This is a genomic window from Paenibacillus polymyxa (assembly GCF_018614975.1).
In the GTDB taxonomy this organism is placed as follows: Bacteria; Bacillota; Bacilli; order Paenibacillales; family Paenibacillaceae; genus Paenibacillus; species Paenibacillus polymyxa_E.
Genome location: NZ_JAGGNR010000042.1, coordinates 20,042 through 46,971, shown reverse-complemented (window position 1 = coordinate 46,971; position 26,930 = coordinate 20,042). Strand labels below are relative to the sequence as shown.

Annotated in this window: 28 protein-coding genes and 1 riboswitch; of the genes, 17 read left to right on the top strand and 11 right to left on the bottom strand. The window is 45.0% G+C overall.

All coding sequences use genetic code 11. From position 1 onward, the window contains the following. The first annotated feature begins 595 nt into the window (after positions 1–595). From J7E78_RS25235 to J7E78_RS25205, 7 genes are all read left to right on the top strand, one after another. The gene (locus J7E78_RS25235; RefSeq protein WP_215079051.1) at positions 596–1,870 is read left to right on the top strand and encodes a hypothetical protein; all 1,275 of its coding nucleotides are present in this window, start codon (positions 596–598) and stop codon (positions 1,868–1,870) included. 31 nt (positions 1,871–1,901) lie between these two features. After that, entirely contained in the window at positions 1,902–2,531 is a 630-nt protein-coding gene (locus tag J7E78_RS25230; protein WP_215079049.1) for a hypothetical protein, read from the top strand. After that, complete coding sequence (locus J7E78_RS25225) at positions 2,528–3,313, top strand: toll/interleukin-1 receptor domain-containing protein (protein WP_215079047.1); 786 nt, start codon at positions 2,528–2,530, stop codon at positions 3,311–3,313. Before J7E78_RS25230 ends, J7E78_RS25225 begins: the two co-directional genes overlap by 4 nt. A 485-nt stretch (positions 3,314–3,798) precedes the next feature. Then, positions 3,799–4,137, top strand: a complete 339-nt coding sequence (locus J7E78_RS25220; protein WP_036607297.1) for a hypothetical protein — start codon at positions 3,799–3,801, stop codon at positions 4,135–4,137. Positions 4,138–4,166: 29 nt separating this feature from the next. After that, entirely contained in the window at positions 4,167–4,343 is a 177-nt protein-coding gene (locus J7E78_RS25215; protein ID WP_164783425.1) for a hypothetical protein, read from the top strand. Positions 4,344–4,364: 21 nt separating this feature from the next. Beyond that, entirely contained in the window at positions 4,365–4,517 is a 153-nt protein-coding gene (locus J7E78_RS25210; protein WP_036607296.1) for a small acid-soluble spore protein P, read from the top strand. 236 nt (positions 4,518–4,753) lie between these two features. Further along, complete coding sequence (locus J7E78_RS25205; RefSeq protein WP_215079045.1) at positions 4,754–5,848, top strand: hypothetical protein; 1,095 nt, start codon at positions 4,754–4,756, stop codon at positions 5,846–5,848. A 184-nt stretch (positions 5,849–6,032) separates the two neighbouring features. Here the strand turns inward: J7E78_RS25205 and J7E78_RS25200 are convergent, their stop codons facing one another. Further along, on the bottom strand, positions 6,033–6,602 hold the full coding sequence (locus J7E78_RS25200) for a GNAT family N-acetyltransferase (protein ID WP_215079043.1): 570 nt from the start codon (positions 6,600–6,602) through the stop codon (positions 6,033–6,035). A 43-nt stretch (positions 6,603–6,645) separates the two neighbouring features. Continuing rightward, a complete protein-coding gene (gene tadA / locus J7E78_RS25195) occupies positions 6,646–7,152 on the bottom strand; it encodes a tRNA adenosine(34) deaminase TadA (RefSeq protein ID WP_215079041.1) in 507 nt (168 codons plus the stop codon). A 333-nt stretch (positions 7,153–7,485) separates the two neighbouring features. On the opposite strand from tadA, the gene J7E78_RS25190 reads away from it, so the two are divergent. Both J7E78_RS25190 and rluF read left to right on the top strand, forming a co-directional pair. Further along, the gene (locus J7E78_RS25190) at positions 7,486–9,825 is read left to right on the top strand and encodes an ATP-binding protein (protein ID WP_215079039.1); all 2,340 of its coding nucleotides are present in this window, start codon (positions 7,486–7,488) and stop codon (positions 9,823–9,825) included. A gap of 18 nt (positions 9,826–9,843) precedes the next feature. Next, a complete protein-coding gene (rluF, locus tag J7E78_RS25185; RefSeq protein WP_215079037.1) occupies positions 9,844–10,545 on the top strand; it encodes a 23S rRNA pseudouridine(2604) synthase RluF in 702 nt (233 codons plus the stop codon). A 211-nt stretch (positions 10,546–10,756) separates the two neighbouring features. Here rluF and motB read toward each other — a convergent pair whose 3' ends face one another. Then, positions 10,757–11,575 (bottom strand): flagellar motor protein MotB, encoded by an 819-nt coding sequence (gene motB, locus J7E78_RS25180; protein ID WP_124118854.1) that lies wholly within the window; start codon positions 11,573–11,575, stop codon positions 10,757–10,759. After that, on the bottom strand, positions 11,562–12,362 hold the full coding sequence (motA, locus tag J7E78_RS25175) for a flagellar motor stator protein MotA (protein WP_017691317.1): 801 nt from the start codon (positions 12,360–12,362) through the stop codon (positions 11,562–11,564). Before motA ends, motB begins: the two co-directional genes overlap by 14 nt. A gap of 233 nt (positions 12,363–12,595) precedes the next feature. Here motA and J7E78_RS25170 point away from each other — a divergent pair, with 233 nt between their 5' ends. The 4 genes from J7E78_RS25170 to rbsK are packed head-to-tail and all read left to right on the top strand — an operon-like array spanning position 12,596 to position 14,465. After that, positions 12,596–12,889 (top strand): hypothetical protein, encoded by a 294-nt coding sequence (locus tag J7E78_RS25170; RefSeq protein WP_215079035.1) that lies wholly within the window; start codon positions 12,596–12,598, stop codon positions 12,887–12,889. Between the two features lie 25 nt (positions 12,890–12,914). Beyond that, positions 12,915–13,109 carry a hypothetical protein gene (locus J7E78_RS25165; protein WP_215079033.1) on the top strand — a complete coding sequence of 65 codons (195 nt, stop codon included), beginning with the start codon at positions 12,915–12,917 and terminating at the stop codon, positions 13,107–13,109. Positions 13,110–13,140: 31 nt separating this feature from the next. Beyond that, positions 13,141–13,437, top strand: coding sequence for a 4a-hydroxytetrahydrobiopterin dehydratase (locus J7E78_RS25160; protein ID WP_062838136.1), 297 nt, complete (start codon positions 13,141–13,143; stop codon positions 13,435–13,437). A 44-nt stretch (positions 13,438–13,481) separates the two neighbouring features. Beyond that, positions 13,482–14,465 (top strand): ribokinase, encoded by a 984-nt coding sequence (gene rbsK / locus J7E78_RS25155; RefSeq protein WP_215079031.1) that lies wholly within the window; start codon positions 13,482–13,484, stop codon positions 14,463–14,465. A 74-nt stretch (positions 14,466–14,539) separates the two neighbouring features. Here the strand turns inward: rbsK and J7E78_RS25150 are convergent, their stop codons facing one another. The 5 genes from J7E78_RS25150 to J7E78_RS25130 form a co-directional block, all read right to left on the bottom strand. Then, positions 14,540–14,899: a c-type cytochrome gene (locus tag J7E78_RS25150; protein WP_215079029.1), complete on the bottom strand. Its 360-nt coding sequence runs from the start codon at positions 14,897–14,899 to the stop codon at positions 14,540–14,542. 150 nt (positions 14,900–15,049) lie between these two features. Then, positions 15,050–15,544 (bottom strand): GNAT family N-acetyltransferase, encoded by a 495-nt coding sequence (locus J7E78_RS25145; RefSeq protein ID WP_215079026.1) that lies wholly within the window; start codon positions 15,542–15,544, stop codon positions 15,050–15,052. A gap of 354 nt (positions 15,545–15,898) precedes the next feature. After that, entirely contained in the window at positions 15,899–16,369 is a 471-nt protein-coding gene (locus J7E78_RS25140) for a C40 family peptidase (protein ID WP_091039214.1), read from the bottom strand. Between the two features lie 3 nt (positions 16,370–16,372). Next, a riboswitch (cyclic di-AMP (ydaO/yuaA leader) is annotated at positions 16,373–16,510 on the bottom strand. A 245-nt stretch (positions 16,511–16,755) separates the two neighbouring features. Beyond that, positions 16,756–17,607 (bottom strand): hypothetical protein, encoded by an 852-nt coding sequence (locus tag J7E78_RS25135; RefSeq protein WP_215079024.1) that lies wholly within the window; start codon positions 17,605–17,607, stop codon positions 16,756–16,758. A gap of 10 nt (positions 17,608–17,617) precedes the next feature. Further along, on the bottom strand, positions 17,618–19,609 hold the full coding sequence (locus J7E78_RS25130; RefSeq protein WP_215079022.1) for a M1 family metallopeptidase: 1,992 nt from the start codon (positions 19,607–19,609) through the stop codon (positions 17,618–17,620). A 101-nt stretch (positions 19,610–19,710) separates the two neighbouring features. Between J7E78_RS25130 and J7E78_RS25125 the strand changes: the two genes are divergently transcribed. Further along, the gene (locus tag J7E78_RS25125; protein ID WP_091039209.1) at positions 19,711–20,214 is read left to right on the top strand and encodes a YwhD family protein; all 504 of its coding nucleotides are present in this window, start codon (positions 19,711–19,713) and stop codon (positions 20,212–20,214) included. Between the two features lie 200 nt (positions 20,215–20,414). Here J7E78_RS25125 and J7E78_RS25120 read toward each other — a convergent pair whose 3' ends face one another. After that, on the bottom strand, positions 20,415–22,493 hold the full coding sequence (locus J7E78_RS25120) for a transglycosylase domain-containing protein (RefSeq protein WP_215079021.1): 2,079 nt from the start codon (positions 22,491–22,493) through the stop codon (positions 20,415–20,417). Positions 22,494–22,829: 336 nt separating this feature from the next. On the opposite strand from J7E78_RS25120, the gene speE reads away from it, so the two are divergent. Then, positions 22,830–23,657, top strand: a complete 828-nt coding sequence (gene speE, locus J7E78_RS25115) for a polyamine aminopropyltransferase (RefSeq protein WP_017691306.1) — start codon at positions 22,830–22,832, stop codon at positions 23,655–23,657. A gap of 15 nt (positions 23,658–23,672) precedes the next feature. Then, positions 23,673–24,542 (top strand): agmatinase, encoded by an 870-nt coding sequence (speB, locus tag J7E78_RS25110; RefSeq protein WP_017691305.1) that lies wholly within the window; start codon positions 23,673–23,675, stop codon positions 24,540–24,542. Positions 24,543–24,849: 307 nt separating this feature from the next. Here speB and J7E78_RS29740 read toward each other — a convergent pair whose 3' ends face one another. Further along, complete coding sequence (locus J7E78_RS29740; RefSeq protein WP_260866136.1) at positions 24,850–24,981, bottom strand: hypothetical protein; 132 nt, start codon at positions 24,979–24,981, stop codon at positions 24,850–24,852. 620 nt (positions 24,982–25,601) lie between these two features. On the opposite strand from J7E78_RS29740, the gene J7E78_RS25105 reads away from it, so the two are divergent. Continuing rightward, the gene (locus J7E78_RS25105) at positions 25,602–26,789 is read left to right on the top strand and encodes a WD40/YVTN/BNR-like repeat-containing protein (protein ID WP_215079019.1); all 1,188 of its coding nucleotides are present in this window, start codon (positions 25,602–25,604) and stop codon (positions 26,787–26,789) included. Positions 26,790–26,930 lie beyond the last annotated feature (141 nt).

Here is a 26,930-nt window from a genome sequence, read left to right as displayed (position 1 = left end):
TAAAAATAGAGACTTCATAAACAAGCACCTTTTATGAGAGATGAATAACATTAAGGTAAAGTAGGTCAATCACTTATAGTAGAGTGAAGTCCTACTTTTTCTTTATGTTATATCGGCCTCGTCCAGACTTCGCGGGCCGCCGTCAGCCCCGATTTTTTTGTAGCCGCCGATTCGTGAATATTACTAAAAGTATTTTTTCTATGATTTAGACCCCCACCCCTATAGAAATGGAGGGAGGATTCACATTATTTTAGTAAAGTGACCCTTGAAAAACCCAGGTTTAATGGATGAACCTGCCTAAGTCTCATTTCGGTGGTTGGTCGTGGAAGGGTTGAATATCCCCCTTCATTATATATAGACGGGTTCCGATAAGGTATATTATCAGTAATATTCTTTCTCAGTATCGTAATAGCAGAAATCATTTATATTTATACGAAGATGGTTCATTGGCGATTAAAACATTCAAAAGGGAACTCTTGTTCTGGTTTTGCTGTTGTGATATATTTATTATGGAAAAATATTGATGATTTGCTTGTTAGATTATGAGATAATATACCTACATTCCATTAGAAGACGGGAAGAAGGACTTATAACAATGGCAAATCTTGAAGAATCTATGTTGCCTGTAGCAACTGGCACTAAGGATATTAAACAACAAGAAGATGAACAAAGACGTGGTATTCGAACGGAACAACAATTAAAACCCTCTTTAGAAGAAATTACAACATTTAGACATGCTTTAAAACTATTGAATCAGCGTGAGTTAACTTCAATAATAAATAAAAATAAAATCAAATTGCCATCCGATGCACAAAAGGTTAGTGAAATTATATATGCTCTTGAAAGGAGCTTCAGGGAGGGAATCTTGTCCAAAGAAATTTTCCATCAGTTCAGACAAGCGGCATTTAATCCAGATTTGGACACAACAGATGGTTTCTTTATGTCATTTAATTATAAATTTGAGGGTATAAGCGGAGACTTACTAAAAAGTAAAATTTCAGAATGGAAAAAGGATTCTCAGCAGAATAAGAGTTCGGAAAGGGAATCCTTTAATGCCGAGATTCAGCTACTAGATTCAGGCTCTAATTCTAAAGGAAGTCTGTTTAAATTTACAAGAAAAAACGAGAGATTTATTTATAACAATCAGAATATGTTAAGTAAAAATTATTTTGAGGTACAACAGGTTGTAGTGGAGATATACTTTGATAAACAAATCGTATATTTTCAGACATCTAACTCAGTAAAATTCCATTCTATAAAAACTGTTGTACTAAACTTTCTTAGATTTTTAGCTGATGATGAACATATAAAAATTAAGCTATCTGCACCTAAGATGAGTAAACTACTAAGATTTGCAGTGAGTGAAAATGGACGTTCAGCAAAAGTCTATGACAACATTAACCCTAACACAATAAAATTACTGGACTTGTTTTTGGAAATTGAAAATTCAAGAAGTTTCAGTAGTTTCCAATGCGTCGATATTAAATTTGACCACGAAGATTCAATGAATAAGGATTTAAAGGATAGAATTAAAAGTCAGGCTTATGGTTGTGACATTGGCGATTTGTTTAATAAGTCGGAAGTCAAGGTGCATATACTTAGTAACCGAGTTATTCTTCAAATTGAGTTTAAAATTGTTTATACAACTTATGATGCAGAGGGAGTCCCGCTAAAACATACAATTTTGGCAGGGATTGTAAATGATAAGAGTAAGGCAAATGCATTAAGAATTTATATTGAAAATAATGAACATACTATTAAAGATATTATTAAGGATGCCTACAAAGACTTGAAAGACGTTTTTATGGGAAGTTTAATGGACAGCAATTTGAAAAATGAGGAAAAGATTAAAAGAATGCTAGGGATTTAATATCCGATTATTTGAAAAGAGAAGTGGGAATATGAATGAATCGATAGTGTTCCATTTTAAAATGCTCAGAGAAAATAAAAAAAATATCATTCATTTCTTGAATCATCTCAAAAAAAGTTATAACAGCAAAGTTTGTATTAAACAAAATGAATTTGAGAAAGAATTTATTTCGGTTTCATCTGAGAGTATCGTATTGTTAATGTTTGATTCTCTTTTATGGATAATACTAAAAGACAAAACTCACAATAATCAGTATGAAGAGCATCTTAAGGTGGTTCATTCGTTACCAGATTGTCTAACGCCTGTTCAACTAACAAATAAGAAAATGGTTCAGTATTTTTTTGAACATGACTTTAGTAATAATTTAATGGAGATGTTTATTGACGGTGATGACGAATATGAGTATTTTGACAAACTTTTAATTTATGGGGAAGGGCTAAATTATTCGAGTGAGTATAAGCAAGCTTTGAAAATACCCGAGATTAATTTTGAGTATATCAAATTACAACCCAAAAATAGCAATTCAGTCGTAACTTTTTGGAATAATAATCATCTAGATGTAGATGGCAATGCTAGTATTAATGATACATTAAGTGTAGCGCGCTCATTTAATCGCTACTATCAAAATTATCTTAAAGAAAATGAGGAACTATTCACATGAGAAAGATTTCAATCACGGTTCAAGATAAAAATGAAACACATGTTCAATTGACTAATCATGAGACCCATCATATTAAAGATGGTATATCAATTGATTTCTGTTTTACAAATAATATTCATGACAGAGAAATAAAATACGTGGTTGATGAGATAATAAAAACAAAAGATTGGATTTCAGTTGAGAACGATATTTACTTCATTGACTTAAACAAACTTGGGCTTGCCTTCCCCTCGTTATTTAATCAATGCCAATGGATGAATGGTTTAATAAGTGTCACACCTATTTATGAGGATGGTTTAAATGATGTCCGTTTCTTTAGTTTGACTATATCAGAAGATGAGATACGTGAAAAAGCTCCGAAAAAAGTTTTTTTAAGTCATAAAGGAGCTAATAAGCCTTTGGTTAGGAAGTATTATCAGCTTTTGAAAGAACTTGGGTTTGACCCATGGATTGACGAAGAAGATATGCCTGCTGGAGTTCAATTAATGAGGTCTATTCGACAAGGTTTTAAACAATCTTGTGCTGTGGTATTTTTTATTACTCCGGAATTTAAGGATGAAAAATACTTAGAAAAAGAAATTGATTATGCCATAAAAGAACAACTAAACCGAAAGCAGTTTACTATTATTACACTACAGTTTGAAGATGAACAAGGCAATAAAGGATTGATACCTGAAATGTTGGAAGATTATGTTTGGAAAACCCCACAGACAGAACTGGAAGCTTTCAAAGAGATTATTAAATCTCTTCCAATTAAAGTTGGACATACAATATGGAAATAGAAAGATGATTTGTATGAACAGATAGTGTTTTTTTCATAAGGTTAATCTTCTGTCGATGTATGAAAAAAATTGGCCTTCCTAGGTTGACTAGATATGTATAAAGGTAATAAAATCAACTTATCTAACGGTCACGTACCGAAATCAACGTTTAACTCAGACCGCTGTAGCGGTTCAACAATAAAGTGCCATGAAGTCAATCAGCATAAGGGATTGCGGTGTATTATAGCGAGGGGCGGTCTTGAAAACCGTTAGGGGGCAACTCCACGTGGGTTCGAATCCCACCCTCTCCGCCATACTACACTTATAACAAGGACTCAAGCGATCTCGCTCGGGTCCTTTTTTGCGTTGTGAGTTTGTTCAACGTAGTGAGCATACAGGTTGGTGACCGAAGTACACGTTGCACAGTACAACGTTATATTTTGAATAAGGCTAATATGTATAAAAACATCTTCATCGCCGCACTTTATAGGAGTGGAGGTGGTAAGATGAACCGCGAGTTAAACATCGATCAGACAGAGCTTGTAGGGGCTTGGCAAGAACGTTTGCCTCAAGTCCTGAATGTTGGAGACCAGGCTCAGGTAATGGCCGATGAAGCCGATCAGCAGGCGATTCGGATACACATTGCTACAGCAGGGCACGAGATGTACTCTTTTGATTTCAAATGTGCATATGTCGATTCCCGTGAAGTCAGCGTACAGCTGATTGATGTGGAACGGGATGGACGAACGACTGATGAGCGAACAGAACCGATTCAGGAACTGGCTCACGATTATACACGGCACATTCATGAATGCGCCCAGTCGCTACAATCCCAGACGAGATAATAGCCTGAAATCTGAAGGAGTGAACTCAATTGACTAAAACCAAAGCGGGAGTAGACAAAAACCTGCAAAATGTAGTCGATGATCTGGAGCAGCCTGCCGTAAACAGTCATCATGCCCAGCAAATTCAGCAAGATATTAATGATCGCCGTCATCAGGATGCACTGAATCATGACAAAACGGAAGATAGGGACCCATCCCATTCCTAACAATGATGAGGGGGCAATAATATGAGTAAACCAAAAACAATTCCCGTACCGGAAGCGCAAGCATCCGAACAGCATCGTCATTCATCCAAACGCTCTTCCATGCAGGAGCCATTATCGGGTTCCAAAAAGGTTAAAAATCAAAACCACGTGGATCATTTGAATCCTCAAGGTTAATAGAAGAAACAGATTTACAGCAAAAGTCCCTTGTTACCAAACAGGGGACTTTTGCGTATTAATACATATATAAAGACAGGCACATGGTTATTCCCAAAGCTGACATAGGTCTTTGTAGCCATTTTAAAGAGAAAAGATCACATTTTTCCCAAATTAGGTTTCGGTATCTGGCGATATGGTATATCATTGATATTGAATTACTTTTTTTTGGGGTTATCACGAGAGGAGAGAAACAAATGACTAAACGTATGGGGGCGCTTCTTCTTACGTTGCTGTTGACCGTATCTATGGCATTGACAGCATGTAGCAGCAAGCAGGAACCAAAAGAGGCATTGAAGACGGCTGCGGCCAATGCTTCCAAACTGACTTCGTATGAAATGAGTTCCAACTTCACTATTAATGAATTGAGCTATAAACCTGGGGATACTTCTCAAACAGATCCTACTATGACTCAGTTTATGAGCATGCTTAAAGATGCTCAATTGAATGTAACGGGTGTATACCAAAGTGAGCCAATGCAGACAGAGATGACTCTTGGCATCGAGCTTAAAGGGGACATGGGTATGACCTTTAACATCCCAATGGTGATGACGGCAGAGAAACTGTATGTGAAAGTGCCGAATATTCCGTTCTTCCCGATTCCGGAGAATGTTGTTAACAAGTTCCTTGAGCTGGATCTGAAAGAATTGGCTGAGCAAGAGGGTACAGAATGGAACCCGGATGCTATGGACGCAGCCAAAACGCAAAAGCTGAGCAACGAAGTCATGGACGCAGTGCTGAGCGAGTACGATCAAGCTAAATTCTTCAAAAATCTAGACACCAAAGATGCACAACTTCCTGAAGGTGTAGATGCGAAGCAGGTTGTACAATTCTCAGTGAATAATGACAATGTTAAAGAAGCAGTTACTGTACTGGTAACAAAAGCTATGCCTAAAGTATTGGATATTCTGTCCAAAGAGGAATATCGTGAAATGCTGCAAATGGATCAGGCTGATATCGACAAAGCTAAAGAAGATCTGAAGATCACTGAAGCAGATCAGGCTGAAATGGCTAAAGACTTGGATAAATTGAAAGATGTTCTGACAATCAATCAATTCAACATCGATTTCGCATTGGACAAAAACGACTTCCCTGTATATCAAAAGATGGTCGCTGATCTACTGATCAAGCCGGAAGATACAAAAGACGAAGTGAAACTGGCATTTACCGGTTCCAATACGTATACCAAGATTAACGAAAAAGCAGCATTCAAAATCAATATCCCTACTGGCGATGACGTAATTACTATGCAAGAGTTCGAAGAACTGATGAACGCTTCATACGGATACTAATCTCGCTGATTTCAAACCGCTTGTGATTCAAGTGAAGGATAACCTCCTTCCGCTTGGATACAGGCGGTTTTTTGTTACACAGCGTAAGAGGGGATATCCGCAAAATAATTGATTTTAATTTTGAATCGTGGCTGGTAGGTTAGTGCGGTTTGGAATATTAATTGTGTGGGAATTTCTAAATTAATTAATTCGTAAGTTCGTCCAAGTCTTCAGCAAGTACAGCATAGATCTGATGATCCTGATATTTGCCGTTGATCTTGAGGTATTTGCGAGCAGTACCTTCAAACTGGAATCCATTCTTCTCCAGTACGCGCTGTGAACCTTTGTTGGAGGGTAATACCGCAGCCTGAACCCGATTTAACTTCAGCGCACGGAAGCCATAAGCTACGGCCAGTTTAACCGCTGCTGTCATTCGTCCGCCGCCCTGATAATCCGGATGGATAAAGTAACCCATATCAGCATAATTGGCAACGCCTAATACAACATTGTTGATACTTACTTGTCCAATCAACAGACTGTCTTTAATGGTATAGATTCCAAATTGATACCCTGTACCTTCTTCTGATGCCTTGACCCGATCCTTAATCCGCCGAGTCTGAGCTTCAAGTGTATAGAATTCATCGTCTCGCACGGGTTCTACAGCCTGGTATGGGACGCGTGTGACCTGAATCAGGTCCAGGTAGGACTGTGTATCCTGGGGTGTGAGCAACCGAAGGCTTATGCCATTAGCTGTATCATAGAGTGTTAGTGCCATTACAGCACACTTCCTTTCTAATTGGGATGTTTGTAGTCGGTGACTACTTTAACTTCTGGCGCAGACGTCTAAAAAATTGAGTTAGCATCGTGGAGCATTCAGGCTGAAGGATATCCGGGATCACCTCGGTGCGATGGTTAAAACGAGGCTCCTGTAGCAGGTTCATCAGTGTACCTGCACAGCCTGCCTTGGGATCAGCCGTACCATAGATTACGCGGGGGACCCTGGATTGTACAATTGCACCTGCACACATCGGACAAGGTTCCAGTGTGACGTACAGAGAACAATCCAACAAACGCCAAGCTCCGATGGTCTCGCTAGCCTGACGAATAGCCACCATCTCTGCGTGGGCAGTGGAATCCAGTGTAGTTTCACGCAGATTGTATCCTCGGCCAATAATTTGGTTATTTTGTACAATTACAGCTCCAATCGGCACTTCCCCAAGAGCCTCAGCCTTGTAGGCCTCGGCAATGGCCTCCCGCATCCAGTGCTCATGTTGAGCCTCCTCAGATAAATTCCCAAGATCGGGCTGGAGAGAATGGTCATCCATTACAATATAACTCCTTCCAAAAAGCATTTATTCAGCGAACAAATATTCGGGTTGTTAACATGTTGTGTATAGAAATGTGGATAACCATAGATTTGCTCACATAGTTATAAACAAACTATCCACAAGCCTGTGGGTATGTGGATAAATATAGTGATTAATTTCATTGTAGAGTTCAAAAATGCAAAAAACAACGAATTTCGAGCCTCTCAGTCATTCGGTAACTTTTGGACACAGGTCAATTATCCTTTTCAAAAAGACATACAAGCGTTATGATGGAGATAGGTTTTGCCATATATCGCCAGAGGGTACAAGCCGAGAGGTGAACAAAAAAACTTGTCTATTAAAACGAAATTATCCATGATTATGTCGTGCTCAGTGCTCGTTATTTTAGTGTTGAATATCGCACTGAGTTATTATACTACAGAAGAGAATCTAAGGCAGGACAGTGAAACCAAGATGGTGCTCACTGCAAAGCAGATTGCAATTGCTGTCGAACAGAATCAATACAGTTCGGATTATGTAAAACGGCAGATTGGAAACAATCTGTGGCTTGCTGCTGTCATGGCAGCGGAAGAATTGGACCCGGATATTAATAATATCACAAATGAAGAACTTGTACGCTTGAGCCAAAAGGTCGGCGTTTCGCATATCTCGTTAATGGAGCAGACGGATGATGATATTGTGGTTAGCCGCTCCTCAGATCCGAGAGAAATCGGGCTGTCCACCAAATCCATGACCTACTGGTATCAGGCCTTTAAGCAGTTGTTTGAAAAACAACAGGTGACGATTCCCCAAGGGCAGAAGTTGGAGCATTTCTGGTCAGATGGATTCGAATATTCTACATCCAGTCCTTCGGATATTGATATCTGGGGTTACTACCATGATGGAAAGAGAAACTACATAATCAATCCCTTCTATAATAATACGGAAGTTGATGACTATGTGAAAATCTCTAGTCCGGATGAGATTTTGAACAAAATTCGTGAGGTCAATCCCTCCATTCTGGAGATTACAGGCATCAATCCGTTGACTTTTGGCAGCCCGAACATGGGTGATGACGGAAGAGATTCGAACTTTAGCAAGTTGAATAACAGACCGATTCGTTTTGGTACATACCAGTATGGTTCTACGGATGAGGATCATCGTGCTGTGGTGCGCGCCATTCGAACAGGGCAAAATGTATCTTTTGTCAGTGAAACGCACGAACAGAAGGTACTGAAGAGTTTTATTCCCATTTTTACACCCAATCAGTCTTCCTATGTGATCAGTATTGTCATGGACTATAAGCAAATATCCTCCATGGTTTCTGAGCAGTTGGTGAGCCATGCCTCCATATCGTTGGTTTTGCTGGAGATCGTGATCTTTGGCAGCTATTTGCTCGCAGGGTATATTACGCGTCCGATCCAATCCATACTGGGCAAAGTGAATGATGTAGCGGATGGGCACTTTGATTTCCGTCTGAAAGTACGGAGGAAGGATGAACTTGGTCAACTGGCCAATCGTATTAATGCCATGATTCGTAATCTGGGCCATTATACGAGTCGTCTGAAACAGATGTATGAAGAGAATCGGGCGGTGAAAGAGCATCTGGAATCCATTATCAATCAGACAGCGGATGCCATTCACATTACGGATCTTGAAGGAAAAGTGCTGCGGGTTAACCGGGCATTTGAACAATTATATGGCTTTCGAAGTCGTGAGGTGGAAGGTCGTAATCTGAAGATCATCCCGCCAGAGGCAGAAGAAGAAATGAAACGTCAGCATGCCCAACTCGTTGAGGGGATGTCCATTACGTCCAACGAAACCACCTGGATGAAGAAAGACGGGACCCGAGTAGAGGTCAGTGTCAGTACGGCTCCGGTTCGAGACGAGGCTGGTGAGATTACCGCGCTGATTAGCGTCTCCAGGGACATTACAAGTCGTAATCGGATGGAAGAGCTACTCAGACGTTCTGAGAAGCTAACAACCGTGGGCCAGCTTGCAGCAGGTGTGGCACATGAGATTCGTAATCCACTGACCACGCTGCGCGGATTCCTACAGTTACAGCAAGAGAGCAACAAGCTGAATCATCGTCATCTGGATCTGATGTTATCGGAGCTGGATCGCATCAACCTTATTGTTGGTGAATTTCTGATTCTGGCCAAACCGCAGGCGGTTCATTTTCAGAATCGGGATATTCGTTTTATTCTTGGCGATGTCATCTCGTTACTGGATAGTCAGGCGCATCTGCATGGTGTAGAATTTGTACTGCGTGCCTCATCCGATTCGGCTATGGTACACTGTGAAGAGAACCAGTTGAAGCAGGTATTCATCAATTTGCTGAAGAACGGTATGGAGGCCATGCCAAATGGAGGAAGCATCCATATCAAGCTCAAGCATGACGAGCAGTCGAAACGCGTCAGAATTGAGATCAGGGATGAAGGGATCGGTATACCGGAAGAGATGATGCCCAAGCTTGGGGAGCCTTTCTTTACGAATAAAGAGTCTGGGACAGGGCTTGGCCTGATGGTCAGTCAGCGCATTATTCAATCACATAAGGGCATGATGGATATTAAAAGCGTCATGAACAAGGGAACAACGGTTATCATTGAACTGCCTGCATCCGAGCAACAACCGGAAGTCATTGAGGTAGATCAGGTAACGGATGAACCAATTACAGATGAAGAGAAATAGATGAGGTGAGATTACCTTTTGCGTATTAATAAATTTATTAGTGAAACAGGTTACTGCTCCCGGCGTGAAGCCGACAAGTTGGTGGATAGTGGTCAGGTAACCATTAATGGAGTTAAGGCTGAACTGGGCAGTCAGGCAGAAGAAGGCGACGATGTACGAATTAATGGCAAACCGATCAAGGAAAAGAGAAAACACGTATATATTGCGCTGAATAAACCGATTGGAATCACAAGTACAACTGAGCAACATATTCAGGGGAATATCGTTGATTTTGTCGGACACGATGAACGTATCTTTCCAATTGGGCGCTTGGATAAGGACTCGGAAGGTTTGATCCTGATGACTAATGACGGAGATATCGTTAACCGGATTCTTAGAGCAGAAGGTCGCCATGAGAAAGAGTATATCGTTACTGTTGATCGATCTGTAACCCCGAGTTTCCTTAGAGGTATGAGCACCGGGGTGAAGATCCTGGGTGAAATGACCCTGCCTTGTACAGTGACCCGGATAACGGATCGAGTATTCCGTATCATCCTGACTGAAGGAAAGAACCGTCAGATTCGGCGGATGTGTAGTGCCTTTGGCTACGAGGTTCGTAAGTTGAAGCGGATTCGAATCATGAACATTCATCTTGGAGAAATGGCAACAGGTTCTTGGAGAGAGCTTACCGCTGCTGAAAAAGCGGAGCTGGGCGGTCTGTTGGACTATTCACTGGAATAGTTGATTCGACTTTGGCTAATTAACTGATTGAAGCCCTGCTTTCCGAAAAGGAGCGCAGGGCTTTTTGGTGCAGAGTTAATGAAGGCTGGTCAATAATACCGAATAGTACGGAAATATGTAGATAAACCAAGCATAAGCCTTATATAAACCCCAAAGACCGTTCTCCTTGTACCTGGAGAACGGTCTTTGGTTAATGAATCGCTGCAGGCCTCTAGTTTCCTTCGCCAACGGCTTTTACATTTGTATTGTTACTTTGATACTTCCGAATGATAGATACCTCCACACGGCGATTCTGTGCCCGTCCGGTATTGGTGTCATTGCTGGCAATCGGGTGATACTCTCCATAACCACTTGGTGTGAATTTGGAAGGGTCCAATTGCGAGTTCAGCAACAGGATTTTCAGGAAGTTGAGCGCACGATCTGCACTCAGATCCCAGTTATCCTTATATTGGTTGTTCGAAATGGGAATATTATCGGTATGACCGGATACAACCACTTCATATTCAGGGAACTCCTGTAGCATGCTTGAGATTGCTTTGGCCAGGGATCGTGATTCAGGCTTCACATCTGCTCGGCCTGAGGAGAACAGGGCGTTATCACTGATGGTGATCTTTAATTCAGATTGATTCAGCTTGGTGTTCAGCTGGTCTGAAAGTCCGTTCTTCGAGATATACTGGTCAAGCCGTTTCTTAAGCTTCTCCAGATCTTCCTGCTCTTTTTGAGCCATCTGTGCATCCGTAATTTGAGCTGGTGTTTTCTTGGTGATTTCTGTAGGTTCCTGTTTGTTCTTACCCAGATCGGCACCTGGCGTATCCGGATTCATGGACGTATGATCCAGAACACCGGAGCCTCCATTCAATGCACTGCTTAGTGCGGAAGCCATCTGCTCGAACTTGGCTGCATCGAGTGAACTCATGGAGAACAACGTGATAAACAGGGCAAGCAACAAGGTCATCAAGTCAGAATAGGGAAGCAACCAGCTCTCGTCTATATGTTCTTCATGTGGTTCGTGCTTTTTAGCCTTTTTCACCTGATGATCCCTCCTTCTCTTCCAGTTGTTTACGTTCGGAAGGTGTCAGGAATACGGATAACTTTTGGTTGATGGCAATGGTGGATACACCAGACTGTATGGATAACAATCCTTCAACCATCATCAGCTTGATCTCCATTTCTTGCTTGGACATCCGCTTCAGCTTGTTAGACATCGGGTGCCATAACACGTAACCACTAAATATACCAAGGAGTGTTGCGATAAATGCTGCCGCAATCGCATGGGAGAGTTTCTCCATGTCACTGAGATCGGCAAGTGCTGCGATGAGACCTACAACGGCCCCGAGAACCCCGAGCGTTGGTGCGTACATCCCCGCCTGAGCGAAGATCAAGGCACCGCCACGGTGGCGCTCCTCTGTAGCATGAATGTCTTCCATCAGTACATCACTTACAAATTCCTGATCGTTGCCGTCGATAATCATACGCATACCGCCACGAAGGAACTGATCGTCGATCTCTTCTACTTTTGATTCCAGTGCAAGCAAACCTTCACGACGGGTAGTGGAAGCCCAATCCATAAACGTGCCGATCAGAGACACTCGATCAATAAGTACTTGATTTTTGAAAATAATCCCGAAAAGCTTAGGGATTTTCTTAACTTCAGACATAGGGAATGCGATAAAGATAGTTCCTGCAGTACCAACAAAGATAATAACGTAGGCTGCCGGATTGTTAACCAGGTTGATTAAGGGCGCACCCTTCAGGAACATACCGAGTACAAGGGAGACCAGTCCAAAAACGAGTCCAATAATCGTTGAAATGTTCATCATACACCTCATCCATGAGATAAAATTGAATCCTTTCAAGCGGCTGTATTCGGGCTTCCGGACGAATTTTTGGCCGCAATCCGTTCAATGTTAGGCATTCCTTACGGTTGCTAAAACAGTTAAAACGGTCATATATGTATTTATCGACCAGAAGGCCTTTTTTTTTAAGGGCTATTTTCAGGTATAATAAGATCAAATCCGCTCCTTAGGGGCCGAATAGGAGTGAAAAGCCAATGGGCGTAAAGCATGGACGGGATTATGAAGGAATTTTGACAGATCTGACAACGGCAATCGGACGCATACCGGATCGGTATGTTTTCTTTGAAATGAACGCGGAAGAGTGGGAGAGACTGGCTGCATCTGACCAACTTGAAGTGGATGAGGCGTTGGCTGAGGATTTGTTCTATGCGCTGGGTGAAGAGTCTGTCATCCCGGTTGGAAGTGGCGTGGTCATCCATGATAAGGAACAGCATCGCATTCATATTTTGATCGGGGAAGAAGAGTTGACGTTTGTACCTTTAGTTTAGTGTGTTTATATGCATTTTCAGGGGTATGGATGGAACTGGAATTGCCCTCAAAGCCTTATGGTTAGTGGTTCTATGCCATGTAGTTGATTGGATTTTGAAGCTTGTCCGTGGTAAGATGTTAGTCGTGAAATGGGCCAGCCGCATGGCGGTGAGCCTGGCCTTTGAGGTTGCTGTTGATCGCGCCGAAGGTGTCGGTGGTTATACGGACGCATGTCTGTAATGTACCATCCTATGGGGGGGGGAGATAACGCATGGTTTTTTCGCAAGAGGAAGTCGAAGCTCATCTGGGAAGGCTGGAAGGCTGGGAACTGGAAGAGGGACGGTGGATTGTACGTAAATTCGTGTTCTCCAACTACATGAAAGGGATTGCATTTGTGGATGAGGTCGCTGCGATCTCGGAAGCCTTCAATCATCATCCTTTTATTACGATTGATTATACAACGGTTACGCTGCGTCTCACGTCATGGGATGCGGGTGGCATCACATCTGTAGATATCAAGGAAGCAGGGCAATATAACGAAGCTTATGACAAAATGAGGTCGGAATAACGAGGTCGGTTATTATCGCGCGGCCAGAAGTGAGTGAACCATACATGTCAGACTATAATCAGAAGCAACCTCTTATTGCTGTCGTAGGCAGTCTCAATATGGATCTTGTGGTGAAGACAGACACGATTCCGGAAGAGGGAGAGACGGTGAGCGGTGAGGAGCTGCATTATCTCGCTGGTGGCAAAGGGGCGAACCAGGCTGTTGCCGCTGCGCGTCTGGGTGGACAGACTACGATGATTGGTGCGGTGGGATCGGACAGTTTTGGCGAACGTCTGCTGCACAGTCTGACGGAAAGTGGTGCAGATGCCTCGCAGGTTCGCATATTGGAAGACACGGTTACAGGGACGGCTTCCATCTGGATCTCTCGGGGAGACAACCGGATTATCGTTATTTCTGGTGCGAATGGGCAAGTGGTGCCTGAGATGCTGGAAGAGGCGGATACGGTAAAAAGCCTGACTGCAGCCGCAACGGTGCTGCTGCAGCTGGAGATCCCGCTGCCAGCGGTTACCCGCGCCGCCCAACTGGCGGCTGAAGGCAGCGCACTGGTGGTGCTCAACCCGGCTCCCGCGGTGCCGGGTCTGCCCCAGGAGCTCCTGCGGTGCGTCGACGTTGTCACGCCGAACCGCAGTGAGCTTGCCGTGCTTACCGGCCGGGATCATCTCCGGCCGGAAGACCTGGATGCGGCGGTCGCAGAGCTCGCCGCATCCCTCGGGGCCGCTGTCGTCACGACGCTCGGCCCCGAGGGGGTTGTGTACGCGGCGGCGCCTGGTGGCCGCGTACAAGCAGGGCGTGCCGGCGCATGCCGTGCGCCCGGCTACGCCGTAAGCGCCGTCGATACGACCGGCGCTGGCGATTGCTTCAACGGCGCGCTGGCAGTAGCCCTCGCGCGCGGTGAGACTTTGGACGCGGCCGTAGGCTTCGCCATGGGTGCGGCCGCGTTATCCGTGACGAAGCTCGGCGCCCAGTCCGGGATGCCGTCCGCACGTGAAGTTGAGGCCTTTCTGGCTGAGCATGCGCCAGAGGCATAATAATTGATATAACAAAGAGGCTCTTATCCTCCCAAAAGGGGATTAAGGGCCTCTTCGTTATGTGCGTGCAGAGATTATTTCTTCTCTGACAGCCACATGGCGATATTTGCAATCTCTTCATCCTGCAGTTTGCCCTTGAAGGCAGGCATACCACCACCTTTACCTTTGACAATCGTAGAATAGATCTTCTCCAGATCATCCTGGCTGCCGATGTTGGCCAGAGCAGGTCCTACGCCACCTTGAAGCTGATCCCCGTGACAGGAGATACAATTGGCTTTGACCAGTGCTTCAGCCTGTCCGGCATCCAATGTTACTTCCGGCATGGTTGGCTTGGCTTCTTCAGCCACTTCTTCTTTCCCTGGAAGCGTAAACATTAAAACAATAGCTAAAGCGCATGCTGCAAAAAATACTCCGCTCATGATCCATTTGTGCATCCCTTATGTCCCCTCCAGAATGAAAGATCATCTAACCTGAAACTATCCATATCATTATAACGGAACCTGTACTGACATCATAGCATTTTGTGGGAATTTTTTGAACTAATCACATAACAAGGGGTAAATTTGGCTGTTTTGCAATGGATTCTAACCGCGAGGCCCTTCATAAACCATACAGTGAAAGGGCTTCAAGCCGCTTGGGGTCTGTCGTTCGTATGTATCCTGGGTGACAAATCCACTCTTCAGATAGACTTGAATGGCACGAGCATTCCAAGTGAGCACTTCCAGATCAATCTCGTTCGTGGGATTTCGGCGAATGGCTTCCTGTACAATGGCAGTGACAAAAGCTGTCCCTTTACCCTGACCACACAGCTCTGGATGCATGCCGAGGCCAATCCGGGTTACCCCTTGAAGTGGAAAATATTGAGCAAACCCACATATACGATTGTTCTGATCCAGGACAATCGCATATTGCTCCTGCCGCAGCTGTGCATCTCCGAATTCTACTTCCAGAGCTTTCATCTGCTCCCAGGGGAGCCAGCTGTAGATATTGTAAGGCGGGTCATACTGCCAACTGCAGATAAGCTCCGCATGTTCTTCTCGCATGGGTACAACGTGAAACGTCACAGGGGTTTCCTTCATACACCTGCATGCTCCTTTCCTTGAAACAGAACTCTTTGTCCACTCTACAAAAGAGATATTCATTTAGCAAGTATCCCTTACCAGAAAAAATATGAAACAAAAGTTCCGGTAATTCCGTTTATATTATAACAGGATGGGTAAAAACATCATAAGGGCACGGACGAACGAACGCAAAACGAACCTGTTGATGTCGCAGGATATGCCCCGATTATAACTTGCAACATGAATCAGGATTGAAGCACAAAAAAACCGCCGGATACATTCCTGCGGAGAATGTACCGGGCGGTTCTGTTATGCTTCTTGCTTCGTTCCAGTATGGTTAATGGTTACAGCATCATGTTGCTCAGCTTGTCCCTAGTCAAGGGCCAGTGATTCATATGCGTCCGTGCTCATAATCCGTTTCGCGCCAACATAACGATTGGCCCAATAGCTTTCACTCAATGCACTGATCGTAACGCCTTTGGAAGAAGAGGAGTGTGCGAACTTTCCATCCCCTACAAAGATTCCTACATGTGATACGCCTTTACCTGTTGTATTAAAGAACACCAGATCGCCAGCTCTCATTTCCATGCGGGATACGGAATCGCCCATGTCGAATTGGGAACTGGATTGGCGTGCCAAATCAATACCCAACTTGTCGAATACATACCGTGTAAATCCGGAGCAGTCAAAGCCGTTAAGCGTTGTTCCCCCACTTTTGTATGTAGTTCCCATTGCTGAATCAATTACTGTGTCCATCTTTGAATCTGCGAATGCGCTACCTGCACCAAGCGATAAAGCGAATGTGATGCTAAGTACAGCTGCGGTTAATTTCTTCTTGAACAAGAGATAGTCCCCTTCCAATGCCTGCGAGGTTAGCTTAAGGATTCGGTTGAAGGTCCCCTATGATCCCTCTGTAGCAAGATCAATTCACCCATAACTGGTTCCCCCGCTCCCCAGGTGCCAGGAATTTGGCTATGCTAGTTATGCACCTGCGAAATCAAGAAATGACAATTTAATTTTAAGTAGTTACAAATATGAATGTAAAGATTACAAAGTTGTTACTAAAAACTCACTGCGATTATTGTAACAGAGGAGTACGGCTTTGGCAACGTTTAGCAACAAATTTAGCAAAAAAAACCTCGACCTTTGACGGAGAAAGGTTGAGGTTTGCCTATTTATAAGTACATATTAGGCCATGAGTTTAACATGTGATGGTAACAATTTTTAAACTATCTGCTCTCACCTTTGGATATTTTGGACTGCCATAATCGGAAATGGCTGCATATTTTCCACAGACTCAATAGACATCTGGCAAGTGGATACGTCTGTTGTAGTATAAGTCCGGTAAGTCCCGTTAATAACCATGAGGCTGTAGTGAATGCCCCAAAGACGAGCAGCTGTACTCCGCCCAGCAGGAGTGCAATGCCGATTACGGCGATGAGATGACGCAGTGCAATCCAGAGGGCTTTGAGGGTGCCGTGAGCCCCGCCTTCTCCTTCTGGTGCCGAAACACCGAACTGCATGTAGAGTATGGCATGGTGGATGATCCAACCATATACAATCCAGGCAGCAACATAAGGTATACCAGGCAAAAGTAATTGAAGGGAATGAAATCCGTCCATGAGAATCGAGTAAAGCTTTGGTAAGAGCCAGTAGGCGGGCAGAAGTATCAATAATGTACGTATGGTGTGGAGCAGCAGCATCGGTTTCCACAGATTTTTGATTCCGCGGAGGAAGGGGATGCGCTCTTCTGTAGAATTAAAGTGCTGAAGTGAGTAGAGCAGTCCTGCCTGAATGAGGGGGCTGATCAACATGCGAACCAGCAGCATGCCCCCTAGAATCCATAGATAACGATGAACCTCCGGATGGGTAGACAAGTTAAGTTGACTTTCCATTTTGAACAAAAGTGTACTCAGCTCCCCGGCATCAGCATCTGGATAGCGCAGGAGCAGTGGGATGACCGCCGATTGTACCATTCGATAGAAGAAATATCCCCAAATGAGTTGATAAAGAAATAAGAGTGCGGTAATGAACATATGCTGACGGACGAGAAACCAGCCTTCACGTATTTTCGCTTTCACCGTTTCCACCTCACCATGACAGACCTCCGAATATGGCTTCTATTAGTTTGGTTACACTCATGCTCCAGCGGGATTTCGCCCGCTCATCCAGTCCGGATTTCAGGAAATTGTTCATATGGCGGTTCTCCAGCACGATCGTGTACAGGGGATCGGTCATGGCCCAGGATACGGGGGATGTGTGAGTTAATTTATAGGTTATGCGATCTTCTTTGCCATTCCATTGTTTGGTGAGGATATGCCCGTCTTCAAAAGCAATGCGAACAGGAACGGCGTTGTAATCACTCCCTTTTTTTGCGATCGTCACGGATGACTCGTACAATGTTTGACCGTCTTTCTGTACGGACGTAACACGAATCTTCTCTACAGCAAAGTCAGCCATCCCGTTACCATAGACGTATTGATCAAAATAATCAGACCAGGAAGTGCGGGTCACTTGTTCCACAATTTTCTGAAAATCAGCCGAAGTGGGATGTTTGAAACGGTACTTCTTCACATAGGTAGAGAGAATGCGTTCCATCTTTTTTGTGCCGACTTGATGTTCGATACCAAGTAATACAAGTTTGCCACGAGTATAGACATTGGCTGCATACTCATTCTGTGAATCGAACTTCCAGGATTCTTGTGTTAAGGATGAAGGAGACGTAATCAGTCCCGATTGTACCGGCAGATTCGGAATCAATCCATATTCCTGCTCCATCAGTTTGTCTTCTGCATAGGAGGTGAACCCCTCATCCAGCCAGGCTTCCTCGAATTCGTTGCTGGCAACCATGCCGTAGAAGTACTGGTGTCCGATCTCGTGGATTACGGTACGTTCCAGGTCATAACCTGGCGTAGTGTCATCGGCTCCAAAGGCCGTAACTAGCGTAGGGTATTCCATACCTCCAGCACCGTTCCCCGCTTTGGGTGGAACTACGATGGATAAGGTAGCGTAAGGATATGGGCCAAACCATTTGCTATAATTGGCTAGAGCCGCCTTCGCAGCATGGAAATAACGTTCTTTCAGATCCTGATGAGCTGGGTCCAGATATAACTTGATTCGTACACCAGGCACATTGGGTGCGGAGAATGGCTCCTCGGCGTAGACAAAATCCGGTGAAGCTGCCCAGGCGAAGTCATGGACATCATCGGCATAGAATTGATAGACCTTTTCTCCGTTCTTCACCACGGCTTGCTGCGTTGGAAATCCGGTAGCAGCCACTTTGTATGTTTCAGGCACCCGAATACGCACACTATATATACCGAAGTCGGCGTAAAACTCTGAATTGCCATGGTATTGGTGCAGATTCCAGCCTTCCGTTGTTCGTCCACGCCTGCCTACAGGTTCATAGGCACTTAATTTGGGAAACCATTGACCTGCCATGACAAAATGATCAGCAGTTCCCATCCGGGCAAAAATCTTTGGCAGATTCACTTCGAATCGGGTGTGGAGTGTGATGCTTTCCCCGCCTTTAACGGGTTTGGGCAGGCGTACTTTAATGAGGGTGGTGTCCTTGATATTTCCGTCATCTGGTTGCACATACTGCATCCGGTGCAGGAGAGAGAGCCCGTCCTCCGTCTTCATTTCGGTAATGTTCATGGAGCCATAACCATTAGTTGGCATGACATCACCCCGAAGTTTTCCGCCGGATTCCTTCATAAAGGTGGTGTCAGCAGAAGAGAAGGCGTTGGGATACATATGAAAGTAAAGCTCGTTGACGGTTTTTTTGCCTGGATGTGTCCAGGTAATCGTCTGAGTCCCTTCCAATACGTTTCCTTCGACCAGCTTCACATCCATGTGATATTCCACAACACGGTTGCTGTACACTTCGGCTGTAGGGGTCTGTACACTTTCTGGAGGTGCTGGGGTTGGAGCTATTGCCTTGGGCTTGCCCGATTCTGGGGCGAGTACTGGCAATTCGGAATGAGTTGAGCGATTATAACCCAGAGTGATCCATATCCCTCCGGCAAGTACACACAGGGCCAGGGATGCAGTGAGCCAGCTCTTGGCGCGTCGTGGAATCATCGTTAAATACCTCCCGTTGACAAGCATCTACAGCATGTATATGTTTGCAATGGGACAATTATTAGTTAAAATATTTGTATCAACCCTTGGAGGCTATAAACATGGACCAAAACGAGCAAAACGGCAAAAAACAGATTGCCTTGAATATCGTTAGTGCAAAAAGCAAGCATAAAGGCTTCGGTGCAGGCTCCATTGATCTGAATAACCTTTCCCCGGTCATTATTGATAATGGCGAAGCCAAAATCGATATCGGTGCGATGCATGCGAAGAGCAAAGTGGAACGCAATATCAAGTTCTCTACCAATCGTGAAGATGTGCCCAACGGACGCCAGGTATGGCTGGTGTGGGTAGCTGTCGATCGCACGGAGGAAGGCCAACTGTATGGTGGAGCAACGGCATGTGAGATGTGGATTGATACGGAAGCAAGACGTGGATGGAAACTGCTGGCGGAACATGTGAATCGCATGGATTATGCCTTGAAGCGTCGCTTCATGCTGGATGAGCTTGGACCTGAAGCTCGAGCCGCACTTAAGACACTGCTGATCTCACACAACGAAGACTGGTGGAATGCTTCTCCAGATGTATTGAAGGAAGCACTCGCCTAAGGCAGATCATTCAACAAAGTATAAAAGCAAAAAGAAGCAAAAGGCCCCTTGACCGGAAAGTTCGGCTGGGGGTCTTTTGCTTGTGCATTAATCGTACTCATTGATCTGAATAATTATGAGTTTTCATTCGAAGTGAATTTCCAATTGTTCAATATAACCAGGAATTATAGGTGACGCAACTAAGTCATCGCCCATTTACGTCATTCTACCCACCAACGTTTGAAATCTCCCCACCAAGAATGTTTCTCTTCCTGTATGCCTTGTTGATTCTGTACCTGACGTGTCTTCTCATCTTCTCCAGAATCTGAATCATCCGTCGTACCGTGACATACCTCTGTCGGTTCAGTACCATCAATAAAAACTTCCAGCCGTTTCTCTTCACAACCGTTGCCTGCCAGCTTGCCGGATTGCGGGTCAATATAGACACTTACGACATGATCAGGCACGGTGAAAATTTTGGGTGGTACACTCGCAAGTGCCTGCTCTGTGAACTGGGCAAAGATCGGCGCCGCCCGGCGGCCATCCGAAGTCGAGATGGCTTTGCCTTGGTCGTACCCAACCCATACGGCGGTAGAGAGCTCCGGTGTGAACCCAACCAACCAGGCATCCGTGTTGGTTGTTCCCGTTTTTCCCGCTACCGGACGTTTGATCGCCTTAGACACGCGGTTGCCCGTTCCTCCATTTTCGAAGACACTTTCCATTAAACGAGTTAGGACATAAGCTGCTGCAGGTTCCACGACGGTCTCAGCCTTGGTTTGAGGCGATTCATAGAGTACACGTCCTGCGGCATCTGTTACTTGCAGAATGGCGACAGGTGGCGTCCGTTGTCCACCAGCAGCAATGACGGAAAAGGCCGACGCCATCTCCAGCGGGCTGACAGGTGACGTTCCTAGTGCAAGAGAAGGTACGGCGCTCAGGTTGCTTGTAATGCCAAGGTTTTTTGCCATACTCACAACCTGCTCAGGACCGATCTGCATAATGGTGTTCACCGCATAGATATTGTCTGAAGCGGCGATCGCTTGTCTTAGATCAATCTCTCCCAGATACTTGTCTCCAAAGTTGCCGGGTTTATAGGTTTTGCGGTCATTGTCATAGTGAAACAGGGTAGGTTCACTGTTAAATATGGATGCACTGGTGAGCTGCTTGGATTCCAGGGCTGCCAGATACATAATCGGTTTAAACGCCGAACCTGGCTGGCGCGATGTCGCCAGAACATGGTTAATCTGATTGGTACGGTAATTCTTGCCGCCTACCATGGCTTTGATGTAGCCTGTACGAGGGTCGATGGACACGAGGGCCGTCTCCAGCTCGCTTTTGGCATCCATACCCTTCGCTATAGCGTCTTCAGCTGCTTTTTGTACACGCAGATCCAGGGTGGTGTAGATATTCAATCCCCCATGATCCAGCATCGCTTCACTGATACCAAGCTCTTTGATGGCAAGATTCCGGATATAGTCACGGAAATACGGGGCACTTTCCACCGTTTTACGTTCACTTTCCGGTTTGAACGAAAGCATTTTCTCATAGGCCTTATTCGCTTCGGCCTGGGTGATCTTGCCGATATCAGCCATGGCATTCAGCACAATCTTCTGTCGGTCTTTGGCATTCTTCATATGGTTATAGGGTGAATAGTAGGTAGGTCCTTTCGGGATTCCTGCCAGCATGGCACTCTCTGCAAGATCCAGCTGTTTGGCTGATTTGCCAAAATACATTCGTGAAGCCGCTTCGATTCCGTACGCACCATGCCCATAATAGATTTCGTTCAGATACATCTGCAAAATTTCATCCTTGCTGTATTTCATCTCCAATTGCGCCGTGTACATGGCTTCCTTGGCTTTGCGAGTCCATGTTTTCTCATGAGATAGATATAGGTTACGCGCCAGCTGTTGAGTCAATGTACTCGCACCTTGTGACATCTGCATATGTTCGAGGTTAACGAGCACAGCCCGTCCCATCCCTTGCACGTCGAACCCGTAGTGATTATAGAATTTGCGGTCCTCTACAGCCAGAGTGGCATTGACCAGATCTGGAGCGATATCCTCCAGTTGAACGGGTACAGAGTCTTTGCCACCTGCGGAAAAGGTAGCGATGACTTCACCCTGACTGTCCAGTAATCTGGAATTCCGATCAGAGTCTGCTAGGGGCAGGCTGGTTGCGTATAGATAGACCAATCCTGCAGCGGTAGCAAGCATGGCGAGCACGGCGAGCAGAGACAGGTTTTTAAACAATTTACGTACACGGAACCCGCGTTTGCGGGTCTTTTGATTTGGCTTGGTCATGGAACGGGCTCCTCTCTTTTCTTCCAGTATGGGACTTGATTGGCAGGGATATTCAATCGGGTGCATAAGCAAACAAAATGTAGCATTTTCGCCTTAAAAACCGTTTTGCAGTATAAACGTCAATCGCGTATAATGCAAAAGGGTAATGAAAAGGTAAGATTCGGTACAAGATATACTATCTATATAATGAAGTGAACCGCGGACCTTTCCCGCAGGCCAGCAATGATAACGCGATATGGCGCCGAACGCTGGACGTGCTTGGGCGAACCGATTATAGTGCATAGCGCTTGGTCGGGTATGGCTGATCATTAACTTTACGGAGAGAAGGTAGAGATTATGGAATTGTGGTTTACGGAGAAACAGACCCCGGTATTCGGGATCACCGCGAAGATTAAGCAGACCTATGTTACAGAGAAAACGGATTTTCAAGATTTGGCCATGGTAGAGACCGAAGAATTCGGTAACATGTTGCTTCTTGATGGCATGGTGATGACGACTGTAAAAGACGAATTCGTATATCACGAAATGGCGGCACACCCTGCGCTGAACACTCACCCGAATCCGAAAAAAGTTCTGGTTGTCGGTGGCGGCGATGGCGGAGTCATTCGTGAAGTCATTAAACATGCTGCTGTAGAAAAAGCAGTTCTCGTCGAGATCGACGGTAAAGTCATTGAATACTCCAAAAAATATTTGCCTGAAATCGCCGGCAAGTTGGACGAGCCTAATGTTGAAGTGCTCGTAAACGACGGCTACATGCATATTATTGAACATAAAAATGAATACGATGTGATCATCGTAGATTCTACGGAGCCTGTAGGCCCGGCTGCTCCATTGTTTGAGCGTGGGTTCTACCAAGGCATCTACGAAGCATTGAAAGAAGACGGAATCTTCGTTGCCCAAACGGACAACCCTTGGTTCAAGGCGGATCTGATCCAGAAGGTGAACAAAGACGTTAAAGAAATCTTCCCGATCGTACATGTGTACGGCTGTAATATTCCAACCTATCCAAGTGGTTTGTGGACATTCACGATGGGTAGCAAGAAACATGACCCGCTTGAGGTGGATGAGACTCAAATCCCGGAGATGGATACCAAGTATTACTCTCCGCGTCTGCACAAAGCAGCATTTGTACTTCCTAAATTCGTGGAAGATTTAACGAAATAAAAGGGGAAATCATTAATGAAACTGGATCAAGCTTATTCAGGAAACGTATTTATTTGCAGCTCTGAGGATTATGAGAACTCCAAAGCGGTTATCTATGGCATGCCGATGGATTACACCGTCAGCTTCCGTCCGGGGTCCCGTTTCGGCCCATCTCATATCCGTCAAGCATCGGTTGGACTTGAAGAGTACAGCCCCTATCTCGACAAAAGCATTGTAGACATGACATACTTTGACGCTGGAGATCTGCTACTGCCTTTCGGTAACGCGGGACGCAGCCTGGAAGTGATTCATGAATACATCGGCAGTCTGCTCGCTGACGACAAATTCCCAGTTGGTCTCGGTGGCGAGCATCTGGTTACTTGGCCAGTCATCCAACAGATGTACAAGAAATACCCGGACCTTATCCTGATCCATATTGATGCACATGCAGACCTTCGTGAAAACTATGAAGGCGAGCCATTGTCCCACTCCACGCCAGTACGTAAAGCAGCTGAGTTGATGGGTGGCCAAAACATCTATCAGTTCGGTATCCGTTCTGGCTCCCGTGAGGAGTTCCAGTATGGTCGCGAGAACATCAACTTCTATCCATTTGAAGTGGCAGCTCCGATGAAGGAAGCTCTTCCGAAGATGGGCAATCGTCCGGTATACGTAACCATCGACATCGATGTACTTGATCCGTCAGCAGCACCAGGAACAGGTACAGCAGAAGCGGGCGGCATTACGTCCAAGGAGCTGCTGGAAGCCATTCATATGATCGCAGGATCTGATGTAAATGTCGTTGGTTGTGACTTGGTTGAAGTTGCACCAATCTATGATCCAACGCAACAGACACAGATTGTAGCTGCGAAGCTGATCCGTGAAATGTTGCTTGGATTCGTGAAATAATCACAGAATAATCGATAAGTATAACGCTCTCTGTCTGCGCGGTTTCAAATTTGCGCAGGGGAGGGCGTTTTGTATTGTTAACTTTTGTCCAGAGCTGTGCTATACTGACTACATAAGTATTCAGTAGTATATTAATTGATATATTACATTCGTGAAGTATATGGTGATCGGGTTCGGTCATATACTAAAAAGAGCCTTTACCGCGCCAACGGTAAAGACTCTTAGGACCAGAAAGGCTGTGGATTGCCACGGCGCGCATGAACTAAATAATGCTATTCAAGCGAAACCCACCGTCAGGCTTCCGACCTTATGAGGTGGGTTTTCGCTTGCTACGAAACTTTTTGCGTAACCAACGGTAAAGCTTTCGCCCACTCAGTACAATACTGAGGATCGCAGCAATCCATCGGATCACATCAAGCAACGCCACAAGATTGACCATCGACGTCACCCCCTCTCGGGAAGCTGCGCCGTGGTCTGAAAAACATCCACCGTTATTCAAAAGTCCATAAAATTAATTATAGCACGTATGTTCCTGTGTCTCTACCATTTATTGCATGTGTTAGTACCGGCATTGTCATGTGAATGACCATGCTTTAGGGTGCCTCTATCTTGATATTTGTGTATAATATGGAAGTAGAGGAAGGTGAATGTGAATGCGTGTGATTCGGGCTCAATTGAGTATGTATCCCAGGTGGCTAACTGCAGTTTTTATAGTGTTTGTCATCAATTTTGTATTAGCAGTGACGATATTTCTCAACTTCACGTTGATGGTGGCTGATCTGGCCATGCTTTTTGCTGCATATAGTATTCGTGAATATAAATACAACAAAATATATTTTAGTTTATGCCTTTTATTAAGTATCAGTTTTGTTATCCTTGCTATGGTGACGTATCCCTTTTAACTTAGAGCAAACAATGTTTGGTGATGAACCACACTTGCCTACATGATCCAATCATGGGTAAAGGTGGTTTTTTTCTTGCGAAATTGTCATCGGTGTCAAGTAAATTGTTACGTTAAAACCGCCATATTTGGGTAAAACCATAACAGGAGGTGTTACGATGACGACCAAGAGTACAATGACATGGAAACGGATGGGTGCACTCGCTTTATCGTTAACACTGGCTTGGGGAATGGGACCGGTACATACGCTGTCAGGTGCAAACGCCGCATCCTCACAGGTATGTGGAAAGGGAGATCATGGACTATCTGCTACATTGAGAAAGGGCAGTGGTGTGGAGGATCAACACCTGCGCTTTACAGATATCGATTTTCTTAATGATACGACTGGACGAGCTGGGGGTGAGGGCTTCCTGATCGGCACCTCGAATGCAGGATGTGCGTGGCAGTCCATATATACCGGGCAATGGCAATTCACACAGCTTGATTTTCCGAATAATATGAACGGATATGCGCTGGCGAGAGTGAAGGATTCACCCGCAACCTATCTGCTCCGTACCAATGACGGGGGATCGCACTGGACGCGGCTCGATACGCCGGGCATTCAATTCAAGCGAATCGATTTTCGTAATAAAAATGTAGGTTTTGGTTACACCTATAATGGTGCATATCAGACGAAGGATGGCGGGATGACCTGGAGTAAAATGAATACACCTGCCAACACGCGTGCAGCTGCCTTTGCAACAGAGAAACAAGGGTATGCCGTCGTGGTTGTACCTGGATCGGGATATCATCTGAAGCAAACGAGTGATGGCGGCAAGAACTGGATAACCTCTCTTCGAGTTGTCTCAGACACATGGAACGGAGCGGATCTGTATGCACATGGCCAGCAAGTATGGGCCCTTCTGTATGGTGATGCAGGCATGTCCCAACAATCCTACTCCCTCTATGCGAGCGGTAATCAAGGCAGGAACTGGACCCAAGTATTTGCGCAATCCACAGCAGGGGGAGGTCCTGCACCAGGTACAAACAGTACGGGCAAAGGAAACGGACCAGCCAACCCGGGTGGTCATCCCGGCAACATGGCCTTGATTGGTAATCAGACGGCTTATCTGTCTGCAGGTTCACCCGCAGCTGGCAAAGTGGGTATTGGACGTTCTTATGATACAGGTTCCACGTGGAAAAATATTGACCTGAAAGATCCGGGATACAGTTCCCGTATCTCGTTCCCATCGGCCAAGACGGGTTGGCTCGCAGTCACAAGTGATAACTCTCCTGCGATCTATCAGACTATAGATGGTGGAACGACCTGGACACAAAAAATGTTGTTGCCTTCAGAGCAGGATTAAATAGCCTATTATTCTGAAATAACAATGGAGCAAATCCAAATTAGAAATGAATAAAAATCAATTTAGTAAGTCTCTGCATGAATTTGTATAACAAACAAGCCTCTTCCTAATCAATTACGCAGGAAGAGGCTTGTTTGTGTA

What these genes read in the sequence shown, in the direction of transcription:
- J7E78_RS25235 (WP_215079051.1), top strand. Translation starts at nt 596, where the DNA reads ATGGCAAATCTTGAAGAATCTATGTTGCCTGTAGCAACTGGCACTAAG.
- J7E78_RS25230 (WP_215079049.1), top strand. Translation starts at nt 1,902, where the DNA reads ATGAATGAATCGATAGTGTTCCATTTTAAAATGCTCAGAGAAAATAAA.
- J7E78_RS25225 (WP_215079047.1), top strand. Translation starts at nt 2,528, where the DNA reads ATGAGAAAGATTTCAATCACGGTTCAAGATAAAAATGAAACACATGTT.
- J7E78_RS25220 (WP_036607297.1), top strand. Translation starts at nt 3,799, where the DNA reads ATGAACCGCGAGTTAAACATCGATCAGACAGAGCTTGTAGGGGCTTGG.
- J7E78_RS25210 (WP_036607296.1), top strand. Translation starts at nt 4,365, where the DNA reads ATGAGTAAACCAAAAACAATTCCCGTACCGGAAGCGCAAGCATCCGAA.
- J7E78_RS25205 (WP_215079045.1), top strand. Translation starts at nt 4,754, where the DNA reads ATGACTAAACGTATGGGGGCGCTTCTTCTTACGTTGCTGTTGACCGTA.
- J7E78_RS25200 (WP_215079043.1), bottom strand. Translation starts at nt 6,602, where the DNA reads ATGGCACTAACACTCTATGATACAGCTAATGGCATAAGCCTTCGGTTG.
- tadA (WP_215079041.1), bottom strand. Translation starts at nt 7,152, where the DNA reads ATGGATGACCATTCTCTCCAGCCCGATCTTGGGAATTTATCTGAGGAG.
- motA (WP_017691317.1), bottom strand. Translation starts at nt 12,362, where the DNA reads ATGAACATTTCAACGATTATTGGACTCGTTTTTGGACTGGTCTCCCTT.
- J7E78_RS25170 (WP_215079035.1), top strand. Translation starts at nt 12,596, where the DNA reads ATGGGCGTAAAGCATGGACGGGATTATGAAGGAATTTTGACAGATCTG.
- J7E78_RS25165 (WP_215079033.1), top strand. Translation starts at nt 12,915, where the DNA reads ATGGATGGAACTGGAATTGCCCTCAAAGCCTTATGGTTAGTGGTTCTA.
- J7E78_RS25160 (WP_062838136.1), top strand. Translation starts at nt 13,141, where the DNA reads ATGGTTTTTTCGCAAGAGGAAGTCGAAGCTCATCTGGGAAGGCTGGAA.
- rbsK (WP_215079031.1), top strand. Translation starts at nt 13,482, where the DNA reads ATGTCAGACTATAATCAGAAGCAACCTCTTATTGCTGTCGTAGGCAGT.
- J7E78_RS25150 (WP_215079029.1), bottom strand. Translation starts at nt 14,899, where the DNA reads ATGCACAAATGGATCATGAGCGGAGTATTTTTTGCAGCATGCGCTTTA.
- J7E78_RS25145 (WP_215079026.1), bottom strand. Translation starts at nt 15,544, where the DNA reads ATGAAGGAAACCCCTGTGACGTTTCACGTTGTACCCATGCGAGAAGAA.
- J7E78_RS25130 (WP_215079022.1), bottom strand. Translation starts at nt 19,609, where the DNA reads ATGATTCCACGACGCGCCAAGAGCTGGCTCACTGCATCCCTGGCCCTG.
- J7E78_RS25125 (WP_091039209.1), top strand. Translation starts at nt 19,711, where the DNA reads ATGGACCAAAACGAGCAAAACGGCAAAAAACAGATTGCCTTGAATATC.
- J7E78_RS25120 (WP_215079021.1), bottom strand. Translation starts at nt 22,493, where the DNA reads ATGACCAAGCCAAATCAAAAGACCCGCAAACGCGGGTTCCGTGTACGT.
- speE (WP_017691306.1), top strand. Translation starts at nt 22,830, where the DNA reads ATGGAATTGTGGTTTACGGAGAAACAGACCCCGGTATTCGGGATCACC.
- speB (WP_017691305.1), top strand. Translation starts at nt 23,673, where the DNA reads ATGAAACTGGATCAAGCTTATTCAGGAAACGTATTTATTTGCAGCTCT.
- J7E78_RS29740 (WP_260866136.1), bottom strand. Translation starts at nt 24,981, where the DNA reads ATGGTCAATCTTGTGGCGTTGCTTGATGTGATCCGATGGATTGCTGCG.
- J7E78_RS25105 (WP_215079019.1), top strand. Translation starts at nt 25,602, where the DNA reads ATGACGACCAAGAGTACAATGACATGGAAACGGATGGGTGCACTCGCT.